The 18,924-nt window shown below is 70.9% G+C and carries 15 protein-coding genes; 5 read left to right on the top strand and 10 right to left on the bottom strand.

Annotation, left to right across the window (positions count from 1 at the left end; translation table 11 throughout):
• Positions 1 to 382: 382 nt before the first annotated feature.
• Both ACFXMF_RS08090 and ACFXMF_RS08085 read right to left on the bottom strand, forming a co-directional pair.
• Positions 383 to 1,195, bottom strand: coding sequence for a helix-turn-helix transcriptional regulator (locus tag ACFXMF_RS08090; RefSeq protein ID WP_360319386.1), 813 nt, complete (start codon positions 1,193 to 1,195; stop codon positions 383 to 385).
• Positions 1,192 to 2,058, bottom strand: a complete 867-nt coding sequence (locus tag ACFXMF_RS08085) for a DUF4097 family beta strand repeat-containing protein (protein WP_360319388.1) — start codon at positions 2,056 to 2,058, stop codon at positions 1,192 to 1,194. Before ACFXMF_RS08085 ends, ACFXMF_RS08090 begins: the two co-directional genes overlap by 4 nt.
• Positions 2,059 to 2,277: 219 nt before the next feature.
• On the opposite strand from ACFXMF_RS08085, the gene ACFXMF_RS08080 reads away from it, so the two are divergent.
• Positions 2,278 to 3,171 carry a DUF4184 family protein gene (locus ACFXMF_RS08080; RefSeq protein WP_360319390.1) on the top strand — a complete coding sequence of 298 codons (894 nt, stop codon included), beginning with the start codon at positions 2,278 to 2,280 and terminating at the stop codon, positions 3,169 to 3,171.
• Between the two features lie 48 nt (positions 3,172 to 3,219).
• Here the strand turns inward: ACFXMF_RS08080 and ACFXMF_RS08075 are convergent, their stop codons facing one another.
• The 4 genes from ACFXMF_RS08075 to ACFXMF_RS08060 all read right to left on the bottom strand — a co-directional run bounded on the left by ACFXMF_RS08075 (position 3,220) and on the right by ACFXMF_RS08060 (position 9,355).
• Positions 3,220 to 3,402: a DUF6104 family protein gene (locus tag ACFXMF_RS08075; RefSeq protein WP_020557400.1), complete on the bottom strand. Its 183-nt coding sequence runs from the start codon at positions 3,400 to 3,402 to the stop codon at positions 3,220 to 3,222.
• A 111-nt stretch (positions 3,403 to 3,513) separates the two neighbouring features.
• Complete coding sequence (locus ACFXMF_RS08070) at positions 3,514 to 7,347, bottom strand: multifunctional oxoglutarate decarboxylase/oxoglutarate dehydrogenase thiamine pyrophosphate-binding subunit/dihydrolipoyllysine-residue succinyltransferase subunit (protein WP_360319392.1); 3,834 nt, start codon at positions 7,345 to 7,347, stop codon at positions 3,514 to 3,516.
• Positions 7,348 to 7,586: 239 nt separating this feature from the next.
• Positions 7,587 to 8,696 carry an ATP-binding protein gene (locus ACFXMF_RS08065; protein WP_379991945.1) on the bottom strand — a complete coding sequence of 370 codons (1,110 nt, stop codon included), beginning with the start codon at positions 8,694 to 8,696 and terminating at the stop codon, positions 7,587 to 7,589.
• Complete coding sequence (locus ACFXMF_RS08060; RefSeq protein WP_379991946.1) at positions 8,645 to 9,355, bottom strand: response regulator transcription factor; 711 nt, start codon at positions 9,353 to 9,355, stop codon at positions 8,645 to 8,647. The genes ACFXMF_RS08065 and ACFXMF_RS08060 overlap by 52 nt, the downstream gene beginning before the upstream one ends.
• 314 nt (positions 9,356 to 9,669) lie before the next feature.
• Between ACFXMF_RS08060 and ACFXMF_RS08055 the strand changes: the two genes are divergently transcribed.
• From ACFXMF_RS08055 to ACFXMF_RS08045, 3 genes are all read left to right on the top strand, one after another.
• Entirely contained in the window at positions 9,670 to 10,569 is a 900-nt protein-coding gene (locus tag ACFXMF_RS08055) for a phosphatase PAP2 family protein (RefSeq protein WP_360319396.1), read from the top strand.
• A 142-nt stretch (positions 10,570 to 10,711) separates the two neighbouring features.
• Positions 10,712 to 12,241: an MFS transporter gene (locus ACFXMF_RS08050; protein WP_379991948.1), complete on the top strand. Its 1,530-nt coding sequence runs from the start codon at positions 10,712 to 10,714 to the stop codon at positions 12,239 to 12,241.
• Positions 12,242 to 12,283: 42 nt separating this feature from the next.
• Entirely contained in the window at positions 12,284 to 13,093 is an 810-nt protein-coding gene (locus tag ACFXMF_RS08045) for an enoyl-CoA hydratase/isomerase family protein (protein ID WP_360319400.1), read from the top strand.
• Between the two features lie 807 nt (positions 13,094 to 13,900).
• Here ACFXMF_RS08045 and ACFXMF_RS08040 read toward each other — a convergent pair.
• The 3 genes from ACFXMF_RS08040 to ACFXMF_RS08030 all read right to left on the bottom strand — a co-directional run bounded on the left by ACFXMF_RS08040 (position 13,901) and on the right by ACFXMF_RS08030 (position 16,814).
• The gene (locus ACFXMF_RS08040) at positions 13,901 to 14,956 is read right to left on the bottom strand and encodes a phosphotransferase family protein (RefSeq protein WP_379990241.1); all 1,056 of its coding nucleotides are present in this window, start codon (positions 14,954 to 14,956) and stop codon (positions 13,901 to 13,903) included.
• Positions 14,953 to 16,245, bottom strand: a complete 1,293-nt coding sequence (locus tag ACFXMF_RS08035) for an acyl-CoA dehydrogenase family protein (RefSeq protein WP_360319404.1) — start codon at positions 16,243 to 16,245, stop codon at positions 14,953 to 14,955. Before ACFXMF_RS08035 ends, ACFXMF_RS08040 begins: the two co-directional genes overlap by 4 nt.
• A 110-nt stretch (positions 16,246 to 16,355) precedes the next feature.
• A complete protein-coding gene (locus ACFXMF_RS08030; protein ID WP_360319406.1) occupies positions 16,356 to 16,814 on the bottom strand; it encodes a MarR family transcriptional regulator in 459 nt (152 codons plus the stop codon).
• A 120-nt stretch (positions 16,815 to 16,934) separates the two neighbouring features.
• Here ACFXMF_RS08030 and ACFXMF_RS08025 point away from each other — a divergent pair, with 120 nt between their 5' ends.
• Positions 16,935 to 17,570, top strand: coding sequence for a hypothetical protein (locus ACFXMF_RS08025; RefSeq protein ID WP_379990240.1), 636 nt, complete (start codon positions 16,935 to 16,937; stop codon positions 17,568 to 17,570).
• Between the two features lie 104 nt (positions 17,571 to 17,674).
• On the opposite strand, the gene ACFXMF_RS08020 is transcribed toward ACFXMF_RS08025, so the two are convergent.
• Positions 17,675 to 18,886, bottom strand: a complete 1,212-nt coding sequence (locus ACFXMF_RS08020) for an ABC transporter substrate-binding protein (protein ID WP_379990243.1) — start codon at positions 18,884 to 18,886, stop codon at positions 17,675 to 17,677.
• Positions 18,887 to 18,924 lie beyond the last annotated feature (38 nt).

The raw sequence follows: 18,924 nt of genomic DNA, 5'->3' as shown, positions 1-18,924 counted from the left end.
GTGGCCTCAAACGCCGGCCGGGCTGGTTCGCCTCAAACGCCGGCGGGGCTGGGTGGCCTCAAACGCCGGCCGGGCTGCTTCGCCTCAAACGCCGGCGAGGCTGATTTGCCTCAAGCGCCGGCCGGGCTGGTTGCCCTCATGCGCCGGCCGGGCTGGGTTCGCCTCAAATGCCGGCGGGGCTGAGTGGCCTCATACGCCGGCCTGGCTGAGGTGGGTTGGTTGGATTCGGGTGTTGGGTGGGCTGGGTTCGCCTCAAGCGCCGGCGGGGCTGAGCGTCGGCTGGGATGGCGTGGCTTTGTGGGGCGGTTCGGGTGGGTGGGCCCGGGGGCCGGCCGGGCCGAGGTTGGGTGGGGGCTCGGGCCGGCCGGGTGGGGTGGGGTGGTCAGGTGGGTGGGGGGGTTTCGGTGAAGAGGGCTCGGAGGTCGTTGATTGCGGTTGTCACGATGTCGCGGGCCTGGGTGAGTTGGTCGGGGGTGATGCCGGCTCGGTGGGCCAGGGGGGTCAGTTCGGTGCGGAGGGTGTCGAGGATGGTGTCGAGGTCGAAGGAGTCGGCGGTGTGGTCGGTTTCCTTGGACCAGGCGTCGGCGGCTCGGTCGCGGGCCGTGGTGGGCTCGGGGTCCGCGGTGCCGAAGCGGCGGCGTAGTTCGCGTTCCAGGTCGTGCAGGCCGGGCTTGCCGGCCAGGTCGACCAGGTTGTGTGCCAGGCCCTCGGCGAGGTCGGCCATCTTCTGCGAGAAGATCGGTTCCCAGCCGGTCGATTTCGTGCGTCGTGCGGATTCCGAGGGCTTCTCGCGCTCTCGGGGGGCCTTGCGTACCTCGCGGGCGGCACCGGCCAGTTCCTCGCGCAAACTCTGGGCGGAGGTGCGCACCTCGTCGCGGATTTCCCGGGCCCGCTCGTAGACCGATTCGCGGATCTGCGCCTCCAACTGGGCCAACTCCTCCTGGCGCTCGGCCAGTTCGGCCCGCCCGGCGGCGGTGATCCGGTAGACCTTTCGGCCGCCCTCGACGTCGTGCTCGACCAGGCCCTCCTGTTCGAGCTTGGCCAGGCGCGGGTAGACCGTGCCCGCGGAGGGGGCGTACAGGCCCAGGAAGCGGTCGTGCAGCAGCCGGATGACCTCGTAGCCGTGTCGGGGGCTCTCGTCGAGCAGCTTGAGCAGGTACAGCCGCAGGCGGCCGTGACCGAAGACCGGGGTCATGCGATCACCTTTCCCTCCGGGGCACGACGCAGCAGCGTCACGTCGCCCGATATCGAGTTGATTCGGAGCCGTCCCGAGCCCTCGCCGAGCTTGCCGCTCACGTGCCGGGCGCCGAACTTGGCGTTCGTGGTCAGCTCGTCGAACGCCGAGTCGACCGAGCCGGCCGCGCTGCGTACGTCCACGTGCATGTCGCCCTGGTGCGGCAGCCGTACCGTCAGTTCGCCGGACACGGTACTCAGCTGCACGTGGCTGCGGCCGACCGCGTCCAGGTCCAGGGTCATCGGGCCGGAGACCGAGTTGGCCCGGACCCGGCCGCCGGTGCCCTCGATCACGGTGAGCGAACCGGCCACGGTGACCACGCCGAGGTCGCCGGCCATCGATTCGGCGTCCACCGAGCCGGAGACGGTGTTCGCGTCGACCGTGCCGGTCAGCCCGACCAGGGTCACGTCGCCGCCGATGCTGCGCACCGTGGTGTCGCCGTGCATGCCGGAGACGGTCGCGTGCGCGGACACCACGCCGATCTCCACCGTGCAGTCCCACGGCACCGCCAACGAGACCTCGGCGTGCCGTTTGCCGAGTGCCCGTCCGTCCGCCACGAGTCCCTTGAGGTCGGACCGCCGCCGGGCGCTCTGGAACCAGTCCATCAGGTGCTTGCCGGTCAGGTCCGGGTAGGTCAGGACCAGTTCGCCGCTCACCTCGTCGTGGGTCACCTGGAGCGGCGGACCCTCCACGGCGTGCACCTCCAGGCGCGGCGGCCCGTCGGTGCCCACCACGTCGACCAGTCCGCCGATCGTGCGCACGCGGAGCACGCGGACGGTGTCGAGCGTGAGGTCCTGCGGTGCCTCGATCATCCATTGGGACATGGACCCTCCCCTTCGGGTCGGAGTGCCGAACGCGATATATCGCGAAGCTCTGTCACTCACGATATATCGCGTCTGCCGAACGTCAAGGGAACCATCGGGTCTGGTTTCGACGTTTCTCGAAGCCGAGGGACTTCGCTCACCGCGCGTCGTGCCCGCGACGCGCGTGCGCGCGCGAGCGGGGCACGCCGGCCGACGGCACCATCACCGGGGGCACCACGCATGCCATTCACGCTCAGCCACATCGCCGCGGTGCTGCCGCTGCAGGGCGCCACCCGTACCGGCACCACGGCCGGGGACGGGGCGGGCCGACACGGCCCGTTGATCGCCTCCGCGCTGGCCTTCGGCGCGATGGCACCGGACGTGATCCTGTTCGTGCCCCTGCACTTCCTGCCGATACGCGCCGACCGGCAGGCCACCCACGAGCTCTGGCCGGGCGTGCTGGGCCTGAACGTCGTGCTCACCGTGCTGCTCGTGCTGGGCTTCCACCTGCTCGCCAGACCGCTGCTGGTGCTGGTCCCGGACCGGATCCGGGGCGCGCTGGAGGAGCCGCTGCGCCCCCGCCTGCCGGGCCGGTTGTACGCCGCCGCGCGGGCCCGCCGGCCGTTCCTGCGGGAAACCCTCGCGGTCTGCGGGTGGTTCGTGGTCTCGGCGGTCCTGGGCGGCCTCACGCACATCGGCTGGGACGCCTGGACGCATCGCAACGACCCCGGGGTCGCGCACGTACTGCCCGAGCTGCGCCGGGAGTTCTTCGGCCTGCGGCCGGGCTTCGTATTGCTCCAGCACATCAGCACGGCGGTCGGGCTGACCGTGAGCGCGGTGTGGACGTGGCGCTGGATCGGCCGGCTGCCGGTGCGGCCGATCACCGGCCTGCGGATGCCCGTCGCGGGGCGCTGGGCGGTACTGGGCGCCCTCGTGCTGGTCGGCGTGCTCGGCGCGGCCCGGGCGCTGTTGCCGTTCCCGGACGGGCGGGTGCCGACCTTCGAGGTACTCGGCTTCGGCGCGGCGACCGGGTTCGGCCGGGGCCTGGCGGTCGGGCTGGTGTTGTACGGGGTGTGCTGGGCCCTGTGGCACACCCGCAACTCCCGCGGCACCGGACGCGCCACCGACGCCTGAACCCGGCCCCGGGCCCGCGACGTTCGGCGCGGCCGGCTACTCGCCGTCCTACTCGTCGTCCTCGTCGTCGTCCAGCCGGGCGAGCCAGGTGGCGAGACGTTCGACGGGGGTCTCGAACTCGGGGTTCAGGTCCACGAACGTGCGCAACTGCTCGGCGAGCCAGGCCAGGGACACCTCCTCCTCGCCGCGTCGCTTCTCCAGCTCCTCGATGCCACGGTCCGTGAAGTACATGCTCTCCGACTCCGATGGGTGGGGGTGCGGGGCACCCGGGACGACGACACGACCGCGCCCCGGCCGCATCGTACGCGGACCGGGGCGCGGTCGGTGATCAGCGAAAGCGGATCAGCTCATCGCTTCCTCGACCAGGCCCTGCTGCTCGGCCTCGTGCCGCTTGGCCGAACCGACCGCGGGCGAGGAGGACGACGGGCGGGCGATCCGGCGCGGGGCCGGCAGGCCGTACTCGACCAGGTTGAGCGCGATGAACGGCCACGCGCCCTGGTTGGTCGGCTCCTCCTGGGCCCAGACCAGCTCCAGGTCCTTGCCGTAGCGGTCCAGACCGTACCGCTCCAGCTCGGCCTTGAGCTCGGCCACGGGCAGCGGGTAGAGCCGCTCCACGCGCACCAGGGCGACGTCGTCGCGGCCCGACTTGGCCCGTCCGGCGGCCAGGTCGTAGTGGAACTTGCCGGAGGACATGACCACCCGCTTGACCTTGCTCGGGTCCACCGTGGTGTCCCCGATCACCGGCCGGAACTGCCCGCTGGTGAACTCCTCGATCTTCGACGCGGCGGCCTTCAGCCGCAGCATCGACTTCGGGGTGAACACCACGAGCGGCTTGTGGTGCGGGTTGAGCGCCTGCCAGCGCAACAGGTGGAAGTAGTTGCTCGGCAGGGTCGGCGCGGCCACCGTCATGTTGTTCTGCGCGCACATCTGCAGGTAACGCTCGATGCGTGCGGACGAGTGGTCCGGGCCCTGGCCCTCGTAGCCGTGCGGAAGCAGCAGGACCACACCGGAGTGCTGGTGCCACTTCTGCTCGGCGGAGGAGATGAACTCGTCCATGATCGACTGCGCGCCGTTGGCGAAGTCGCCGAACTGCGCCTCCCACAACACCAGCGACTGCGGCCGGGCCAGCGAGTAGCCGTATTCGAAGCCCATCGCGGCGAACTCGCTGAGCAGCGAGTCGTAGACGGTGAACTTGGCCTGGTCGTCGGACAGGTGCGCGAGCGGGGTGTGCTCGGCGCCGGAGGTGCGGTCGACCAGGACCGAGTGCCGCTGGCCGAAGGTGCCGCGGCGGCTGTCCTGACCGGCGAGCCGCACCGGGCGACCCTCCATCAGGAGCGAACCGAACGCGAGCGTCTCGCCCATCGCCCAGTCGATCGTGCCGTCCTCGACCATCGCCGCCCGGCGCTGCAACTGCGGCTGCAGGCGCGGGTGTACGGCGAAGTCCTCGGGCAGCGAGACCTGCGACTCGACGATCCGCTTCACCGTCTCGTGCGCGATGCCGGTCGGGTCGATCCGCGGGAAGGCGATGTCCGCCGCGGGGGCGGCCGGGGCCGCCTGCGGGGCCTGCGGGGCGGTGGCCTGGCGGACCTCGGAGAAGACCTTCTCCAACTGGTCCTGGTAGTCCTTCAGCGCCTGCTCGGCCTCTTCGACGGTGATGTCGCCACGGCCGATCAGAGCCTCGGTGTAGAGCTTGCGCACCGAGCGCTTCTTGTCGATCAGGTCGTACATCAGCGGCTGGGTGAAGGACGGGTTGTCGGCCTCGTTGTGACCCCGGCGCCGGTAGCAGATGAGGTCGATCACCACGTCCTTGTGGAACGTCTGGCGGTATTCGAACGCGAGTTGCGCGATGCGCACGCACTGCTCGGGGTCGTCGCCGTTGACGTGGAAGATCGGCGCCTCGATCATTCGCGCGACGTCGGTCGCGTAGATGGACGAGCGGGACGCGGCCGGGGAGGCGGTGAAGCCCACCTGGTTGTTGATCACGACGTGGATCGTGCCGCCGGTGCGGTAGCCGCGCAGCTGCGACATGTTGAGCGTCTCGGCGACCACGCCCTGGCCCGCGAACGCGGCGTCGCCGTGCAGCAGCAGGGGCAGCACCGGGAAGTCGGCGCCCTCCATGTCGATGATGTCCTGCTTGGCGCGCACGACGCCTTCCAGGACCGGGTCGACCGCCTCCAGGTGCGAGGGGTTCGCCACCAGGGAGACCTTGACCTGCGCGCCGTCCTCGGAGGCGAAGGTGCCCTCGGCGCCGAGGTGGTACTTCACGTCGCCCGAGCCGTGCATCGACTTCGGGTCGATGTTGCCCTCGAACTCGCGGAAGACCTGCGCGTAGGACTTGCCGACGATGTTGGTCAGCACGTTCAGCCGACCGCGGTGCGCCATGCCGATCGCGACCTCGTCGAGACCGTCCTCGGCGGCGGCCGAGATGATCGCGTCGAGCAGCGGGATGGTGGTCTCGCCGCCTTCCAGCGAGAAGCGCTTCTGGCCGACGTACTTGGTGGCCAGGAAGGTCTCGAACGCCTCGGCCGCGTTCAGCCGGCGCAGGATGCGGAGCTGGTCCTCGCGGTCCGGCTTGGCGTGCGGCACCTCCACCCGCTCCTGGATCCAGCGGCGCTGGTCCGGGTCCTGGATGTGCATGTACTCGATGCCGACGGTGCGGCAGTAGGTGTCCCGCAGCACGCCGAGCACGTCGCGCAGGGTCATCAGCGCCTGGCCGGCGAAGCCGCCGACGGCGAACTCGCGCTCCAGGTCCCACAGCGTCAGCCCGTGCTCGACCACGTCGAGGTCCGGGTGCCGGCGCTGCTTGTACTCCAGCGGGTCGGTGTCGGCCATCAGGTGACCGCGGACGCGGTAGGAGTGGATCAGCTCCTGCACACGTGCCGTCTTGTTGACGTCGTCCTCGTGTGTCGCGGAGATGTCCTGCACCCAGCGCACGGGCTCGTACGGGATGCGCAGCGAACGGAAGATCTCCTCGAAGAAGCAGTCTTCGCCGAGCAGTAGCTGGTTCATCCGGCGCAGGAACTCGCCCGACTGCGCGCCCTGGATGATGCGATGGTCGTACGTGCTGGTCAGCGTGAGTGTCTTGCTGACCGCGAGGCGGGACAGGGTGTCCGCGGACGCCCCCGCGAACTCCGCCGGGTAGTCCATCGCGCCCACGCCGACGATCGTGCCCTGGCCGGGCATCAGCCGCGGCACCGAGTGCACGGTGCCGATGCCGCCCGGGTTGGTCAGCGAGATCGTCACTCCGGCGAAGTCGTCCACCGTGAGCTTGTTCGAGCGGGCCCGCCGAACGATGTCCTCGTACGCCTGCCAGAAGGCGAAGAAGTCCATCTCGTCGGCCTTCTTGATGGCCGCCACCACGAGCTGGCGGTCACCGTTGGCCTTGGTCAGGTCGATCGCCAGGCCGAGGTTGACGTTCGCGGGCTTGACCAGGAACGGCTTGCCCTCGCGCTCCTCGTAGGCGTGGTTCATCGACGGCATCGACTTGGCCGCCTGGACGAGCGCGTAGCCGATGAGGTGGGTGAACGAGACCTTGCCACCGCGCGCGCGCTTGAGGTGGTTGTTGATCACGATCCGGTTGTCGATCAGCAGCTTGGCCGGCACGGCCCGCACGCTGGTCGCGGTGGGGATGGCGAGCGACGAGTCCATGTTGATCGCGACACGTGCCGCCGGGCCCTTGAGCTGGACGGCCTCGGGGGACGCGGCGGGCTGCTTCTTCGCGGGCGCGGCGGGGGCCTTGGCGGCCGGTGCCTGCGCGGGCGTCGGAGTCGGTGCGACCTTCGCGGGCGAGACCTGGGCCGGAGCCGGGGTGCCGGCCGGGATGGGAGTCGGCGAAGGGGCCGCGTCCTGTACACCGGTCGTCATTATCGGGTGGCTCGGGGCCGGGCTCGGAGTCGTCGTCCCCGTCGCGGTCGACGACACTGCCGCCGTCACGGGGGGTTGCGCCGTACTCGGCGCGGGGATGCTTCCGGAGTTGTTCGTGGTACTGCTCACTGGTGTGGGGCCGCTCGGGCTTGCCACGGTGGCTTGACCGGCGGGCGTCGACGGCGTCGACGGCTCGCTGGGCTTGTAATCGGCGAAGAAGTCCCACCAAGCACGATCCACCGAGTTGGGATCTTGCAAATATTGCTGGTAAATCTCGTCGACGAGCCACTCGTTGGGGCCGAAGCTGGCCATCGGGTTGCTAGGGGACTGTGACGACACGGCGGCAACCGCCCTCTTCCGCTTCCTGGGGTGGTGGACAGCGGGAAACAAGGCTACGCCCTTTGACCTGTGTCGCGCAGGCCCCTCGGCCTTCGCGTCGCGTAGATCACAAACGGTTGACCGTTTAGTCGCGTTTGTTGCTTCCCGCCGTATTGGTGGTCACGGAACGTCATGTCGGGATCGTCCCGTGCAGTAAGTGACCGATCACCCGATTACGTCGGGTCACCGGGCAGGAGCACTCGGATACGGCACCCATGGCTCGATTCGGCTACGGAAATATCACCCCCATGCAGATCCACGGCCCAGCGGGCGATCGCGAGGCCCAGTCCGGTTCCCCCGTCGGTGGACGAACTCTCGCCGCCCCGGGTGAATCGTTCGAAGACCCGACCGCGCTCGCCGTACGGGATCCCGGGCCCCTCGTCCTGGACTTCCAGGCGCAGACTGCCCGGGCCCTCGTCGCGTCGTGCGTGCAGACTCACGGTGCCACCGAAGGGGCTGTGCCGGCAGGCGTTGGCCACCAGATTGGTAACAACCTGATGCAGCCGCTCGGGGTCGGCCAGCGCGGTCAGCTCGGCCGGTTGCACGTCGACCCGGAACCTGACGTCGCTGCTCAGCGCCTCGGTCTCCTCGGTGAGCGCGGTCAGGAACGGGCGCACCGCGAACTCGCGTGCCTGGAGCGGAACGGCCCCCGAATCCAGCCGGGAAAGGTCGAGAAGTTGTGACACGAGTCGGCCCAGTCGCGCGGTCTGATTGAGCGCCCGTCCCAGGGTGTCGGGGTCGGGTTCCTGAACGCCGTCCACCAGGTTTTCCAACACCGCGTGCAGTGCCGAGATCGGGGTGCGCAGTTCGTGCGAGACGTTGGCGACCAGTTCGCGGCGATGTCGGTCCACCGCCTCCAGATCGGCGGCCATCCGATTGAACGCGCCGGCGAGGCGACCCACCTCGTCGCGCGAGGTGGCGCGCACCCGGCGCGAGTAGTCGCCGCGGGCCATCGCCTGCGCGGCGGTGGTCATCTCGCGCAGCGGCGAGGTCATCCCGTGCGCGAGCACCAGGGTCACCGCCAGGCAGGCCAGCGAGGTGAACACGAGCATGTACCGGAACCGGACCTCGGCCCGCAGCCCCAGGATGATCAGCAGCGTCGAGACGAACACGGACGCGATCACGAGCACGCCGAGCTTGGCCTTGATCGAGCGCAGCCGATCGAGCGGACGCAGATTGCCGCGGCTCAGCCGCAGGCGTCGCAGCCGCGCGGGGCGGGGGTCGGCGGACTTCAGGACGGTGCCTCCAACGCGTAACCCACGCCGTGCACGGTCCTGATCCACTCGGCGCCGAGCTTGCGCCGCAGCGCCTTGACGTGGCTGTCCACGGTGCGGGTGCCGGAGGCGTCGACCCAGTCCCACACCTCGGCGAGCAACTGCTCGCGCGAGAGCACGGCGCGCGGGCGCGACGCGAGGCAGACCAGCAGGTCGAACTCGGTCGGGGTCAGGTGCACCTCGTCCACGCCGAGTCGGACCCGGCGCTGGGTGCGGTCGATCCGCAACCGGCCCAGGTGCAGCGCGGCCTCGGGGGAGACGGCGCGGGCGGCCGCCTCGGCGCGCTCCATCCGGCGCAGCAGTACGTGCACGCGGGCCACCAGCTCGCGCATCGAGAACGGCTTGGTCATGTAGTCGTCGGCGCCCACGGCCAGGCCGACCAGCAGATCGGTCTCGTCGTCGCGTGCCGTCAGCATGATCACCGGCAGGCCCGGATGCAGTGCCTGCAGCCGCCGACACACCTCCAGGCCGTCCAGACCGGGCAACATCACGTCGAGCACGACCAGGTCGGGTCGGGTGGTCGCGGCCGTGGTCAGTGCCGCGGGGCCGTCCGGCGCGATGATCGCGCCGAAGCCCTCCGCCCGCAGCCGGGCGGCCACCGCGTCGGCGATCATGGGCTCGTCCTCGACCACGAGTACGAGCCGCTTTTCCCCCGTCGGGTCGGTCATACCCGCAGCCTACGTATCGCCGGCGAGCCGTGTGCGCGACTTGGTGAGGCTCCTTCGAACCGGGGAGGCGCCTACGACGTCCAGAGGAGAGGGACGGGACCCGGGTACCCCATGGGAGCCGGCCCCGATTGGTACTTCAGGGGGAGGATCCGTCTAACCTGATCCGTCTACCCTGGCTGAAGCGTTGCCGCCGTACACCGCATCCCGTGCTCCGGGGTGCGCGGTGCGGGGAGTGGTCCACGACCCGGGTGGCGAGCGATCCGATCGCAGCGGCCGACCGACGGCACGACCGATTCAACCGACAGCATGGGGGCGTGGTGCGGCGCAACGTCACGGAGGATCCCTCCCACGAGGTCGATCGGCGCGAGCAGGCGCCGTCGGCCGCGCAGGCGGCTTCGGTGACGGGGGCCGGCGAGCCGGCCGGGCGGGTGGCGACCGAACCGGATCCGGCCGAGGCCAAGGCCCGCCGGATGCGCGTCTTCAAGGACGCGGCCCGCGAGTTGCTCCTGGTCGCGCTGTTGTTCGGGGTGTACAAGCTCGGCCGCGGCCTGGCCTCGGGCGAGACCTCCACCGCGTTCTCCAACGCCAAGCAACTGCTGACCATGCAGCAGGACCTGCGGCTGCCGGACGAGGCGGCCATCCAGGACTGGTTCATGCAGTCGCACGCGGCCGTGACGTTCTGCAACAAGTACTACGCCTACGTGCACTTCCCGGCCACCGTCGGGTTCCTGCTGTGGTTGTGGATCCGCCATCGCGAGCACTACAAGTGGGTCCGCAACATCCTGGCGATGATGACCGGCGCCGCGTTGGTCATCCACATCCTGGTTCCGCTGGCGCCGCCGCGGAAGATGCCGGGCTTCACCGACACGGGCATGGACGCGGGCGACTCGCCGTACTCCGGCGCGGGCGCCAAGATCGCGAACCAGTTCGCCGCGATGCCGTCGTTGCACGTGGGCTGGGCGGTGGTGGTCGCGCTCGGGGTCGCCTCGGTGTGGCACGCGGCCGGCACCGGTCGGCGGGTGGCCAGTTGGGCGGTCTGGCTGCATCCGGCGATCACCCTGATGGTGGTCGTGGTGACCGCGAACCACTACTGGATGGACGCCGTGGTCGCGGTGTTGCTGATGATCTTCGCGCTGGCGGTGCTGCCCGGCCCCGATCGGGACCTCCAGCGGGGATTGATCCGGGCGATCCCGGCGCCGCGGATAGCGCGCTAACGGGGCTTCGCGCGATCGGTGCGGGCCGGCGACCCGGTTCGAGCGCTCGTTTCACATCGTTTCCCGGCGTTCTCGCCGTGTTCCGTCTGCGCCGAATGATCGGGGTCGAATTTCCGGCGCTCGGGCCGGGCATGATCCACGAATGCCCGTCTCCTTCCCCTCCGGGGGCATTCGCGCCAGGACGCCGGCCGGCCGGTGGGTGTTGTTGGCCACCGTGCTCGGCTCCGGCATGGCCATGCTCGACTCGACCGTCGTCAACGTCGCGCTGCCCAGCATCGGGCGCTCGTTCGACACCTCGCTCGCGGCCTTGCAGTGGACCGTCAACGCGTACACCCTCACGCTGGCCGGACTGATCCTGCTCGGCGGCGCGCTCGGGGACCGGTACGGGCGGCGCCGGGTGTTCGTGATCGGCGTGGCCTGGTTCGCGGTGGCCTCGCTGCTGTGCGGGATCGCGCCCAACGTGCAGACGCTGATCGCGGCCCGCGCCCTCCAGGGCATCGGCGGCGCGCTGCTCACCCCCGGCTCGTTGGCGATCATCCAGGCCACGTTCCACCCCGACGACCGGGCTCGCGCGGTGGGCACCTGGTCCGGACTGGGCGGCGTGGCGAGCGCGATCGGACCGTTCCTGGGCGGCTGGCTCGTGGACGCGGTGAGCTGGCGCTGGGTCTTCCTGATCAACCTGCCGCTTGCGGCGGTGACCATCGTGGTCGCGCTGCGCACCGTCCCGGAGACCTTCGACCCGCAACCTCGGGGCCGCTTCGACGTGAACGGCGCGGCGTTGGCCGCGTTGTCGCTCGCCGGCGTGACCTGGGCCCTGGTGGAGGCGCAGACCAGCCCGGGGCCGGCCGTGATCGCGGGCGCGGCCGGGGTGGCGGCGGGGGTGGCGTTCGTGTTCGTGGAGAAGCGCACACGCGAACCGATGTTGCCGCTGGACATCTTCCGGGTCCGGCTGTTCACCTCGGTCAACATCGTGACGCTGTTCGTCTACGGCGCCTTGGGCGCGTTCATGTTCCTGCTGGTGCTGGAACTCCAGATCGTGTCGGGCTACTCGGCGCAGGAGGCCGGTCTGGCGCTGCTTCCGGTCACCATGGTGATGCTGCTGCTCTCGGCCCGATCGGGTGACCTGGCCCGGCGGATCGGCCCGCGCCCGCAACTGACGGTGGGCCCCCTGGTGTGCGCGGGCGGGTTGTTGATGCTGCTGCGGGTCGGCTCGCACGCGCACTATGCGACCGACGTGCTGCCCGGTGTGCTGATCTTCGGGCTGGGCCTGGCGGTCCTGGTGGCGCCGCTGACGGCGACCGTGCTGGCGTCGGTGGACGTGACCCGGGCGGGCATCGCCAGCGGCGTCAACAACGCGGCGGCCCGGGCGGCGGGGCTGCTCACCGTCGCCGGGCTCCCGGCGCTGGTCGGCCTGTCGGGCGACGGCTACCGGGACCCGGGCGTGGTGGACACGGGCTTCGACCGCGCGCTGTGGATCTGTGCGGGACTGCTGGTCGCGGGCTCCGCGGTGGCCTGGTTCACCATCTCGGCCAAGGTCCTGGCGCCGAGCGAGACCGGGGCCGAATGTGCGCGGCCGTGCGTGCGGATGGGGTGCGATGTGGCGGGGCCGCCGTTGGACCCGGGGCATGAGGGGGCGGGGGCCGAGGGGCGGGCCGGGGCGGGTGGGTCGTAGCGTGGCCCGGGGATGTGGGTCGGTGTGGGAAAGGGCGGCGCTATGCACGACACCGGGGTCGAGGGGCTCGTGGTCGAGGTCGAGGGCGCGGTGGCGACGCTGCGCATCGATCGGCCGCGGGCCCGCGGCGCGCTGACCGCCGCGATGTGGGGGGCGCTGCCGGGGATCCTGGCGGCGCTGGAGGCCGACCACGAGGTGAGCGTGCTGGTGCTGACCGGGACCGGCGGGGTGTTCTCGGCGGGGGCCGACATCCGCGAGTTGCGGGGGCACTACGCGAGCGCCGAGGCGGCGGACGCCTATCACGCGCTGAACTCGGCCGCGGAACGCGCGTTGGCGACCTTCGCGAAGCCGACGATCGCCTTCGTGCAGGGGCCCTGCGTGGGCGGGGGTTGCCAGTTGGCGGCGGCGTGCGACCTGCGCTTCGCCGACACGACGGCCCGCTTCGGGGTGACCCCGGCCAAGCTCGGCATCGTCTACGACGCGGACTCCACCACGCGGTTGGCCCGACTGGTGGGTGTGTCGACGGCCAAGTACCTGTTGTTCTCGGCCGAACTGATCGACGCGGCCCACGCGTTGCGGGTCGGCCTGGTGGACGACGTGTTCGACCCGACCGAGGCCGCCGACCGAGCCTACGGCTTCGCCCGCACGATCGCGTCCCGCTCCCAACTCACCGTCCGCGCCGCCAAGGACCTCCTCGCGACGGACCCCACCCCCGAACGCCTCACCACGTGGCGCGCCGACTGGGAAGCCGAATCCCGCGGCTCCGCCGACGTCCGCGAGGGCCTCACCGCCTTCACGGAACGCCGGGCCCCCCAGTTCGCGTGGCCACACCCCCCGAAGGGCTCCGGCTGACGTCGCGACCCGGTCACCACCCGTCGGGCGGCATACCGGGCAGGCGCGAACGACGTCGAGTACGGCTCCCCAAGGCCCGGCAGCATGAAGTGGCCCCGGCACAAAGGGCCTTGAGGCGACTCTCCGAAGCCGAGTACCGCGGCACGCGATGACCGTGCCCACGACGCCAGGCAGCGGTCACGGCGAACGCCGACGCGGGCGAACCCGCCGAGCAGCACGACACGAAGGCCGCCCGCCGAAGGGCACTATCCAAGAGCCACCCGCCGACGCCCGTCCACCCAACCGACACCGGCGGCTCTGCGAACACCCCGATCCCGCAAGCCACGGCATGCCGGTGCGGATCGGATCGCCGGCCGCACCGAGCGCCGGGCTTTCCCCGCCCCGGCCGCCGCTGCCCTCCGGCGCGTCAGCGCCCACGACCTCGGCCCACCCAGGTGATCGACGCGCGCAGCGCGGAGAGCGGCGGAGCCGCAAAAAAGACTTCGTGGCCCGCAGCGAAGCGAAGGGACACGAAGTCACGAGCGAGGGGCCACTTTTTCGCGGAGGAGCGTCAGCGACGGAGCAAAAAAGTAGTGCCTCGCGAGCCGGCGCCGAAGGCGCCCGACAAGCGGGACGACGCGGGCCCGCCCCGGCCGGGCCCGCCTCGTCTCGAAGTGTTCGCCACGCTCCCTGGCGAACACTTGCAATCTTGGCCCCTCAACCGGCTACTCATGCGTATCCGGAGTGAAGTTCTTGAGAATTTTACTTTTCTGCGCACAACCATCGAGGTATTTGTCCCGATATTCGGGGTTCGTTCCAGGCGGAACCTCACTCCTCCAGCGTGTCCCGGGCAATGTCTGCCAAACCGGTTACCAGCGACCCGATTCGCGCTCGACGCGCACCCGACGCATTCGTGCCGCGACGCAGCGCACCCGCGCAGACGATCGCCAGCTTGATGACCGCGAAGGCTTCCCAGAACGGGATATGACGGATACTCAGCTCGATGGCCGGGCCCTGCTCGGCGGTGGCCGCGCGGTATTCGGCGACCAGTTCGCGGGCCGTGGGCAACCCCGGGTTGGCGTCCGGCAGATGTCCACCGCGCTCGGCGAACAACAGCCGGCCCGCCGGTCCCCAGTACGCGAGCAACTGGCCCAGATCCGCTTCGGGCGGGCCGAGCGTGGCCATCTCCCAGTCGAGCACCGCGAGCACCCGTTCGGGGCGGGCCCGTTCGTACATTACGTTCGCCAGGTTGTAGTCGCCGTGCACGATCCGTTCCGGACCCGCCGTCGGCGTCAGTGCGGTCAGCGCGGCCAGCACCTCGTCGACCGCGGGTACCGGATCCGCGCCGGAGGTCGTCCACTGCCGTTGCCAGCGGCGCAACTGGCGTACCGGGTAGGGCTCCGGCCGGGCGTACTCGGCCAGCCCCACCACGACCGGATCCACCGCGTGCAGCACGGCCAGGGTCCGGGCCAGCGCGCGCCCGATCGCCCCGGCGGTGTGTGCGGGCAACTCCCGTACCGTCTCGGCGCGGGCGTGCACGACCCCGTCCAGTCGATTCATCAGATAGAACGGCGTACCGATCACCGCCGGGTCCGAACACAGCGCGACCATCGGCGCCACCGGTACCGCGCCGTCCGCCAACGCGGCCTGGAACCGGTATTCGCGGTCCATGTCGTGCGCGGTGGGCAGTCCGCCGCGCGCGGGCGGCGTGCGCAGCACCAGATCGGCGCCGCCGCCCCGGACCCGATACGTGGGATTGGACGAGCCGCCGGTCAGCGGCTCCACCACCACCTCGACCCCGGGCGCCAGCACGCCGCGACCCACCGACCACGCGGTGAACGCCCGCAGTTCCGCCGACCCCGGCGTCGCCACCCCGGCCGTCACGGCAGATCCAGCCAGGTCGCGTAGCGCTGCTCCGCGACCGCCCGCCGGGTCGGGATGTGCTCGCTGGGCCATCCCTCCACCGCGCTGTGGCCGCGCAGCGCGAGCTTGGCGACCTGCGCGACGTGCACCTCGTCCGCCCCGTCGGACAACCGGAAGTTGCGGGCGAGGCGGTACATCTCCTCCAGCGGCAGGTCGGTCGAGTAGCCCAGCGCGCCGTGCACCTGGATCGCCCGGTCCACCACGTCGTGCAACACCTGCGCACCCCAGTACTTGACCTCGGAGACCGCCTGCCGGGCCGCCTTCGGGCCCTCGTGGTCCCAGGTCCACGCGGCCTTGAGGGTCATCAGGCGCAGCGCCTCGATCTCGATCGTGGACTTGGTCACCATCTGCTGCACGAGTTGGTGCTCGGCCAACAACCGGCCGTGCGAGTGCCGGGACAGGGCCCGTTCGCAGAGCATGTCGAAGGCCCGTCGGCACTGGCCGATCCAGCGCATCGTGTGGTGGATCCGGCCGCCGTTGAGCCGCTTCTGGGCGAGTGTGAACGCGTCGCCGGGCGCGCCGATCAGGTGGGCGTGGGGCACCCGGCAGCCCTCGAACCGGATCTCCGCGTGGCCGCCCAGGTTGCGGGTCGCGGGGCCGTCGTAGGGGTGGTGCATGGTGTGCACGTCGCGCACGATCCGCATCCCCGGGGTGTCCCGTTCGACCACGAACATCGAGGCCCGGCGGTGTGGTTCGGCATCGGGGTCGGTGACCGCGAAGACCAGCACGAAGTCCGCGCGGCGCGCGTTGGAGGCGAACCACTTGTGCCCGTCGAGCACCCACTCGTCACCGTCGCGCACCGCCCGGGTCCGGATGCCGGTCGGATCGGAGCCGGCGGTATGCGGCTCGGTCAGCGAGAACGAACTGGTCAGCCGGCCTGCCAGGAGCGGCCACAACCAGCGCTCCTTCTGGGCGTCGGTCGCGCCCACAGCGAGCAGTTCGCCGTTGCCCGAGTCCGGCGCCTGGTTGCCGAAGATCGCGGGCGCGGAGGGGGATCGGCCGAGGATCTCGTGCATCAGGGCCAGCCGTACCTGGCCGAAGCCGCCGCCGCCCAACGCCGGATCCAGGTGTGCGGCCCACAGGCCGCGGTCCTTGACCGCCTGCTTGAGCGGTTCGGTGACGGCCCGCCAGTTCTCCGGGCTCATTCGGGTGCGGACCAGGTCGAGCGGTTCGATCTCGTCGACCACGAGCCGACGGATCCAGTCGAGTTCGGCCGCGACGTCCGGATCGGTGCTGAATTCCCATGCCATGGCCGGACGTTAATCCGGATAGTTAACAAGGTCAATCATCTTGTCGGCGGGCAGTGACTTCCGCCCGGCCGATCCGCTGCGACCGCGGGCCGGTCCGAGCCGACCCGTCGTCACTCCTCGTCGAGCGGCCCGCGCAGATCCGCGACCAAGCGTTGCATGCGGTCGGCCAGGTCGGTGAGTTCCTCGGCCGTCCAGTCGGCCAACTGCCGGGCCAGCATCGCGTCGTTGGCCGCGACGAACAGCCGGTACGCCTCGCGCCCGTGCTCGGTGGCCTCCAGCAGCGCCACCCGGCCGTCGTCGGGGGCGGTGACCCGGACCGTGTAGCCGCCCTCCTCCAGGATCCGGATCTGCCGACTCAGCGCGGCCGGTTGGATGTCGGCGCGCTCGGCCAGCTCGGTCGGTCGGATCGGGCCGAAGTCGATGATGCGATGCAGCACGCCGATCGCGACCAGGCTGAGCGGCACACCGGAGCGCTCCACGTGCAGGGCGTCCAGCCGGCGGCTGCTCATCAGTCTGCGGATCGAGCTGATCGCCTCGTTGATCCTGCGTCGGCTCTCCACGTCGGTCATGGGCGTCAGCGTACGGCCGCGCGACGCGGCACCGACACGCGCCCGATACACCGGTCGAACCCGGGCCGCCGGCCGCACGTTCGAGCCAATCGTTCGCGCACCCCTGTCCCGATCGGGCCCTTGTCCCCAACACTGATCTTCGTGCATGCCGAGGTGGTCGTCGTCGACCCGCGAAACGATTCCGCAGAGCGCGCGTTCGCGCTCACCACGCCCGAGGCCGCCGTCGTGGTGGCCGCCGCGTCCACCGGGCCGGTGGGCGGGTGCGGGCACGGCATGGACTGGTTCCTGCGCCGGCTGGGCGTGCACCTGCTGGCCCGGTTGACCGATCGCCCGGACCGGGGCATCACCGCCTGCCTGGCGGACACCATCGCCGAGACCGCCGCGCTGCACGGGGCTCGTTGCGACCTCGCGCACGAGGCCACCCCGGCCGCGTCGGTGGTCGCGTGCCGGGTGCAGGCGCGCGAGCTGCAATACCTGGTGCTGGGGCCCGGCGTGGTGGAACTGCATCACAACGGCGGGCCGACCAGCCGGATGACCGGCCCCGACGGCCCGTTGGCGGCGGTCCGGGCCCGGCCGAGCATCGCCGCACACGCCGGCACCGGTACCGCGCGCCTGGACACCCTCACCGGCGCCTCGTTGACGGCCGACGCCACCGGGCGCCCGGGGGCCCGGATCACCCTGACCTTCCGGACCTTCCGGCCCGTCCCGGGCCCGGCCGGCCCGATCCCCGGCCGCCGCAGGCACGAGCGGCCCTGAAGCCGCCGCCCCGGGGCCCGGGTGCCCTGACTCCCGGGTCCCGGGTGGCCGCAGCCCCGAGACCGGCGCGCCTCGGGGCCGTCACGCCGGACGGGTCAACACACCTAGCCCGCCGCGGGCAGCTTGTACTCGTGCACCGCCGGCACCTCGAAGGCGTCCTTGGCCACCACCAGGTTGCCCGGCACGGTCTTGCTCGGCTTGAGGATGTACGACTTGTAGGACGCCGGCTTGGTCGGGTCGGAGAAGTCCTGCGGCGCGCCGAGCCCGGTGTCCATCTGCTTCTGCTCCCGGTGCGCGGCGATGATCCCGGCGTGCGACAGGTCCTTCTTGGCGCACGCCGCCTTGAGGTCCTCGCCGAAGATCTTCATCGAGTTGTACCCGGAGATCACACCCTGATCGATCGTCCCGTCCGGGTACTTGGCCTTGTAGTCCGCGGCCAGCTTCTTCACCGCCGGGATGTCGGCCCCCATCGCGGGCGCCGAACTGACCACGTACAGCAGTTGTTCCAGCGCACCCGCCGCGGCACTGGCCATCACCTGGGGGTGGAAGCCCGGCGCACTGGTGAGCACCGGCACCCGCAGGCCGGCCATGGCGCCGAAACCGACCAGGGTCGCGGTCTGCGTCGGTCCGGCGCTGATCAGGATCGCCTTGACGCCGGCGCCGCGCAGCGCGGCGATCTGCGCGGTCAGGTCGGTGTCGGTCGCCTTGATCTTCTGCTCGACCACCTGCACGCCGAGCTTGCCGGCCGCGAACTTGGCACCCGCCAGGGCGTTCTCGCCGTACTCGCCCTCGAAGTAGACGTGCCCGACCTTGTCCCCGGACTTGAGCTGGGCGGCCTGCCCCAGGAAGTCCATCGCGTTGATCATGTCGATGTCGTAGGTGGTCCCGACGATCTGGATCTCGCGCCGATTGAGCAGCGTCGCGGCCCACGCCTGCGGGAAGGTCAGGATCTGATCCTGTTTCAGACTGTCCTGCAACGCGGTGACCACGGCCGAGCCGATCACCTGTGGGAAGCCCGCCACGCCGCCCTTGATCTCGGTGTAGGCGGCCACCGCCTTCTGCACGTCGTAGCCGTGATCGCGGACCGTGACGGCGAGCTTGCGCCCGCAGATCCCGCCCTGCGCGTTGACCTCGTCCACGTAGAGCTGTTGCGCGTTGACGATGCTCTTGCCCAGTGGCGCGTACGGACCGGACAGGTCGGTCAGCGCGCCGAGCGTGATGGTGGTGTCGGTGATCCCGGGCCCGGTCTTGACTCCACCGGACTGCTTGTCCTTCTTGTCGTCGTCGCCCTTGGTACTGCACGCCGTCGCGGCCATTACGAGCGCCGCGAGCGCCGCCCCCACACGCACGCCAT

This window comes from Embleya sp. NPDC059213 (assembly GCF_042754445.1).
Taxonomy (GTDB): domain Bacteria; phylum Actinomycetota; class Actinomycetes; order Streptomycetales; family Streptomycetaceae; genus Embleya.
This window is presented reverse-complemented; position numbering and strand designations above follow the sequence as displayed.

What these genes read in the sequence shown, in the direction of transcription:
- ACFXMF_RS08090 (WP_360319386.1), bottom strand. Translation starts at nt 1,195, where the DNA reads ATGACCCCGGTCTTCGGTCACGGCCGCCTGCGGCTGTACCTGCTCAAG.
- ACFXMF_RS08085 (WP_360319388.1), bottom strand. Translation starts at nt 2,058, where the DNA reads ATGTCCCAATGGATGATCGAGGCACCGCAGGACCTCACGCTCGACACC.
- ACFXMF_RS08080 (WP_360319390.1), top strand. Translation starts at nt 2,278, where the DNA reads ATGCCATTCACGCTCAGCCACATCGCCGCGGTGCTGCCGCTGCAGGGC.
- ACFXMF_RS08075 (WP_020557400.1), bottom strand. Translation starts at nt 3,402, where the DNA reads ATGTACTTCACGGACCGTGGCATCGAGGAGCTGGAGAAGCGACGCGGC.
- ACFXMF_RS08070 (WP_360319392.1), bottom strand. Translation starts at nt 7,347, where the DNA reads ATGGCCAGCTTCGGCCCCAACGAGTGGCTCGTCGACGAGATTTACCAG.
- ACFXMF_RS08060 (WP_379991946.1), bottom strand. Translation starts at nt 9,355, where the DNA reads ATGACCGACCCGACGGGGGAAAAGCGGCTCGTACTCGTGGTCGAGGAC.
- ACFXMF_RS08050 (WP_379991948.1), top strand. Translation starts at nt 10,712, where the DNA reads ATGCCCGTCTCCTTCCCCTCCGGGGGCATTCGCGCCAGGACGCCGGCC.
- ACFXMF_RS08045 (WP_360319400.1), top strand. Translation starts at nt 12,284, where the DNA reads ATGCACGACACCGGGGTCGAGGGGCTCGTGGTCGAGGTCGAGGGCGCG.
- ACFXMF_RS08035 (WP_360319404.1), bottom strand. Translation starts at nt 16,245, where the DNA reads ATGGCATGGGAATTCAGCACCGATCCGGACGTCGCGGCCGAACTCGAC.
- ACFXMF_RS08030 (WP_360319406.1), bottom strand. Translation starts at nt 16,814, where the DNA reads ATGACCGACGTGGAGAGCCGACGCAGGATCAACGAGGCGATCAGCTCG.
- ACFXMF_RS08020 (WP_379990243.1), bottom strand. Translation starts at nt 18,886, where the DNA reads ATGGCCGCGACGGCGTGCAGTACCAAGGGCGACGACGACAAGAAGGAC.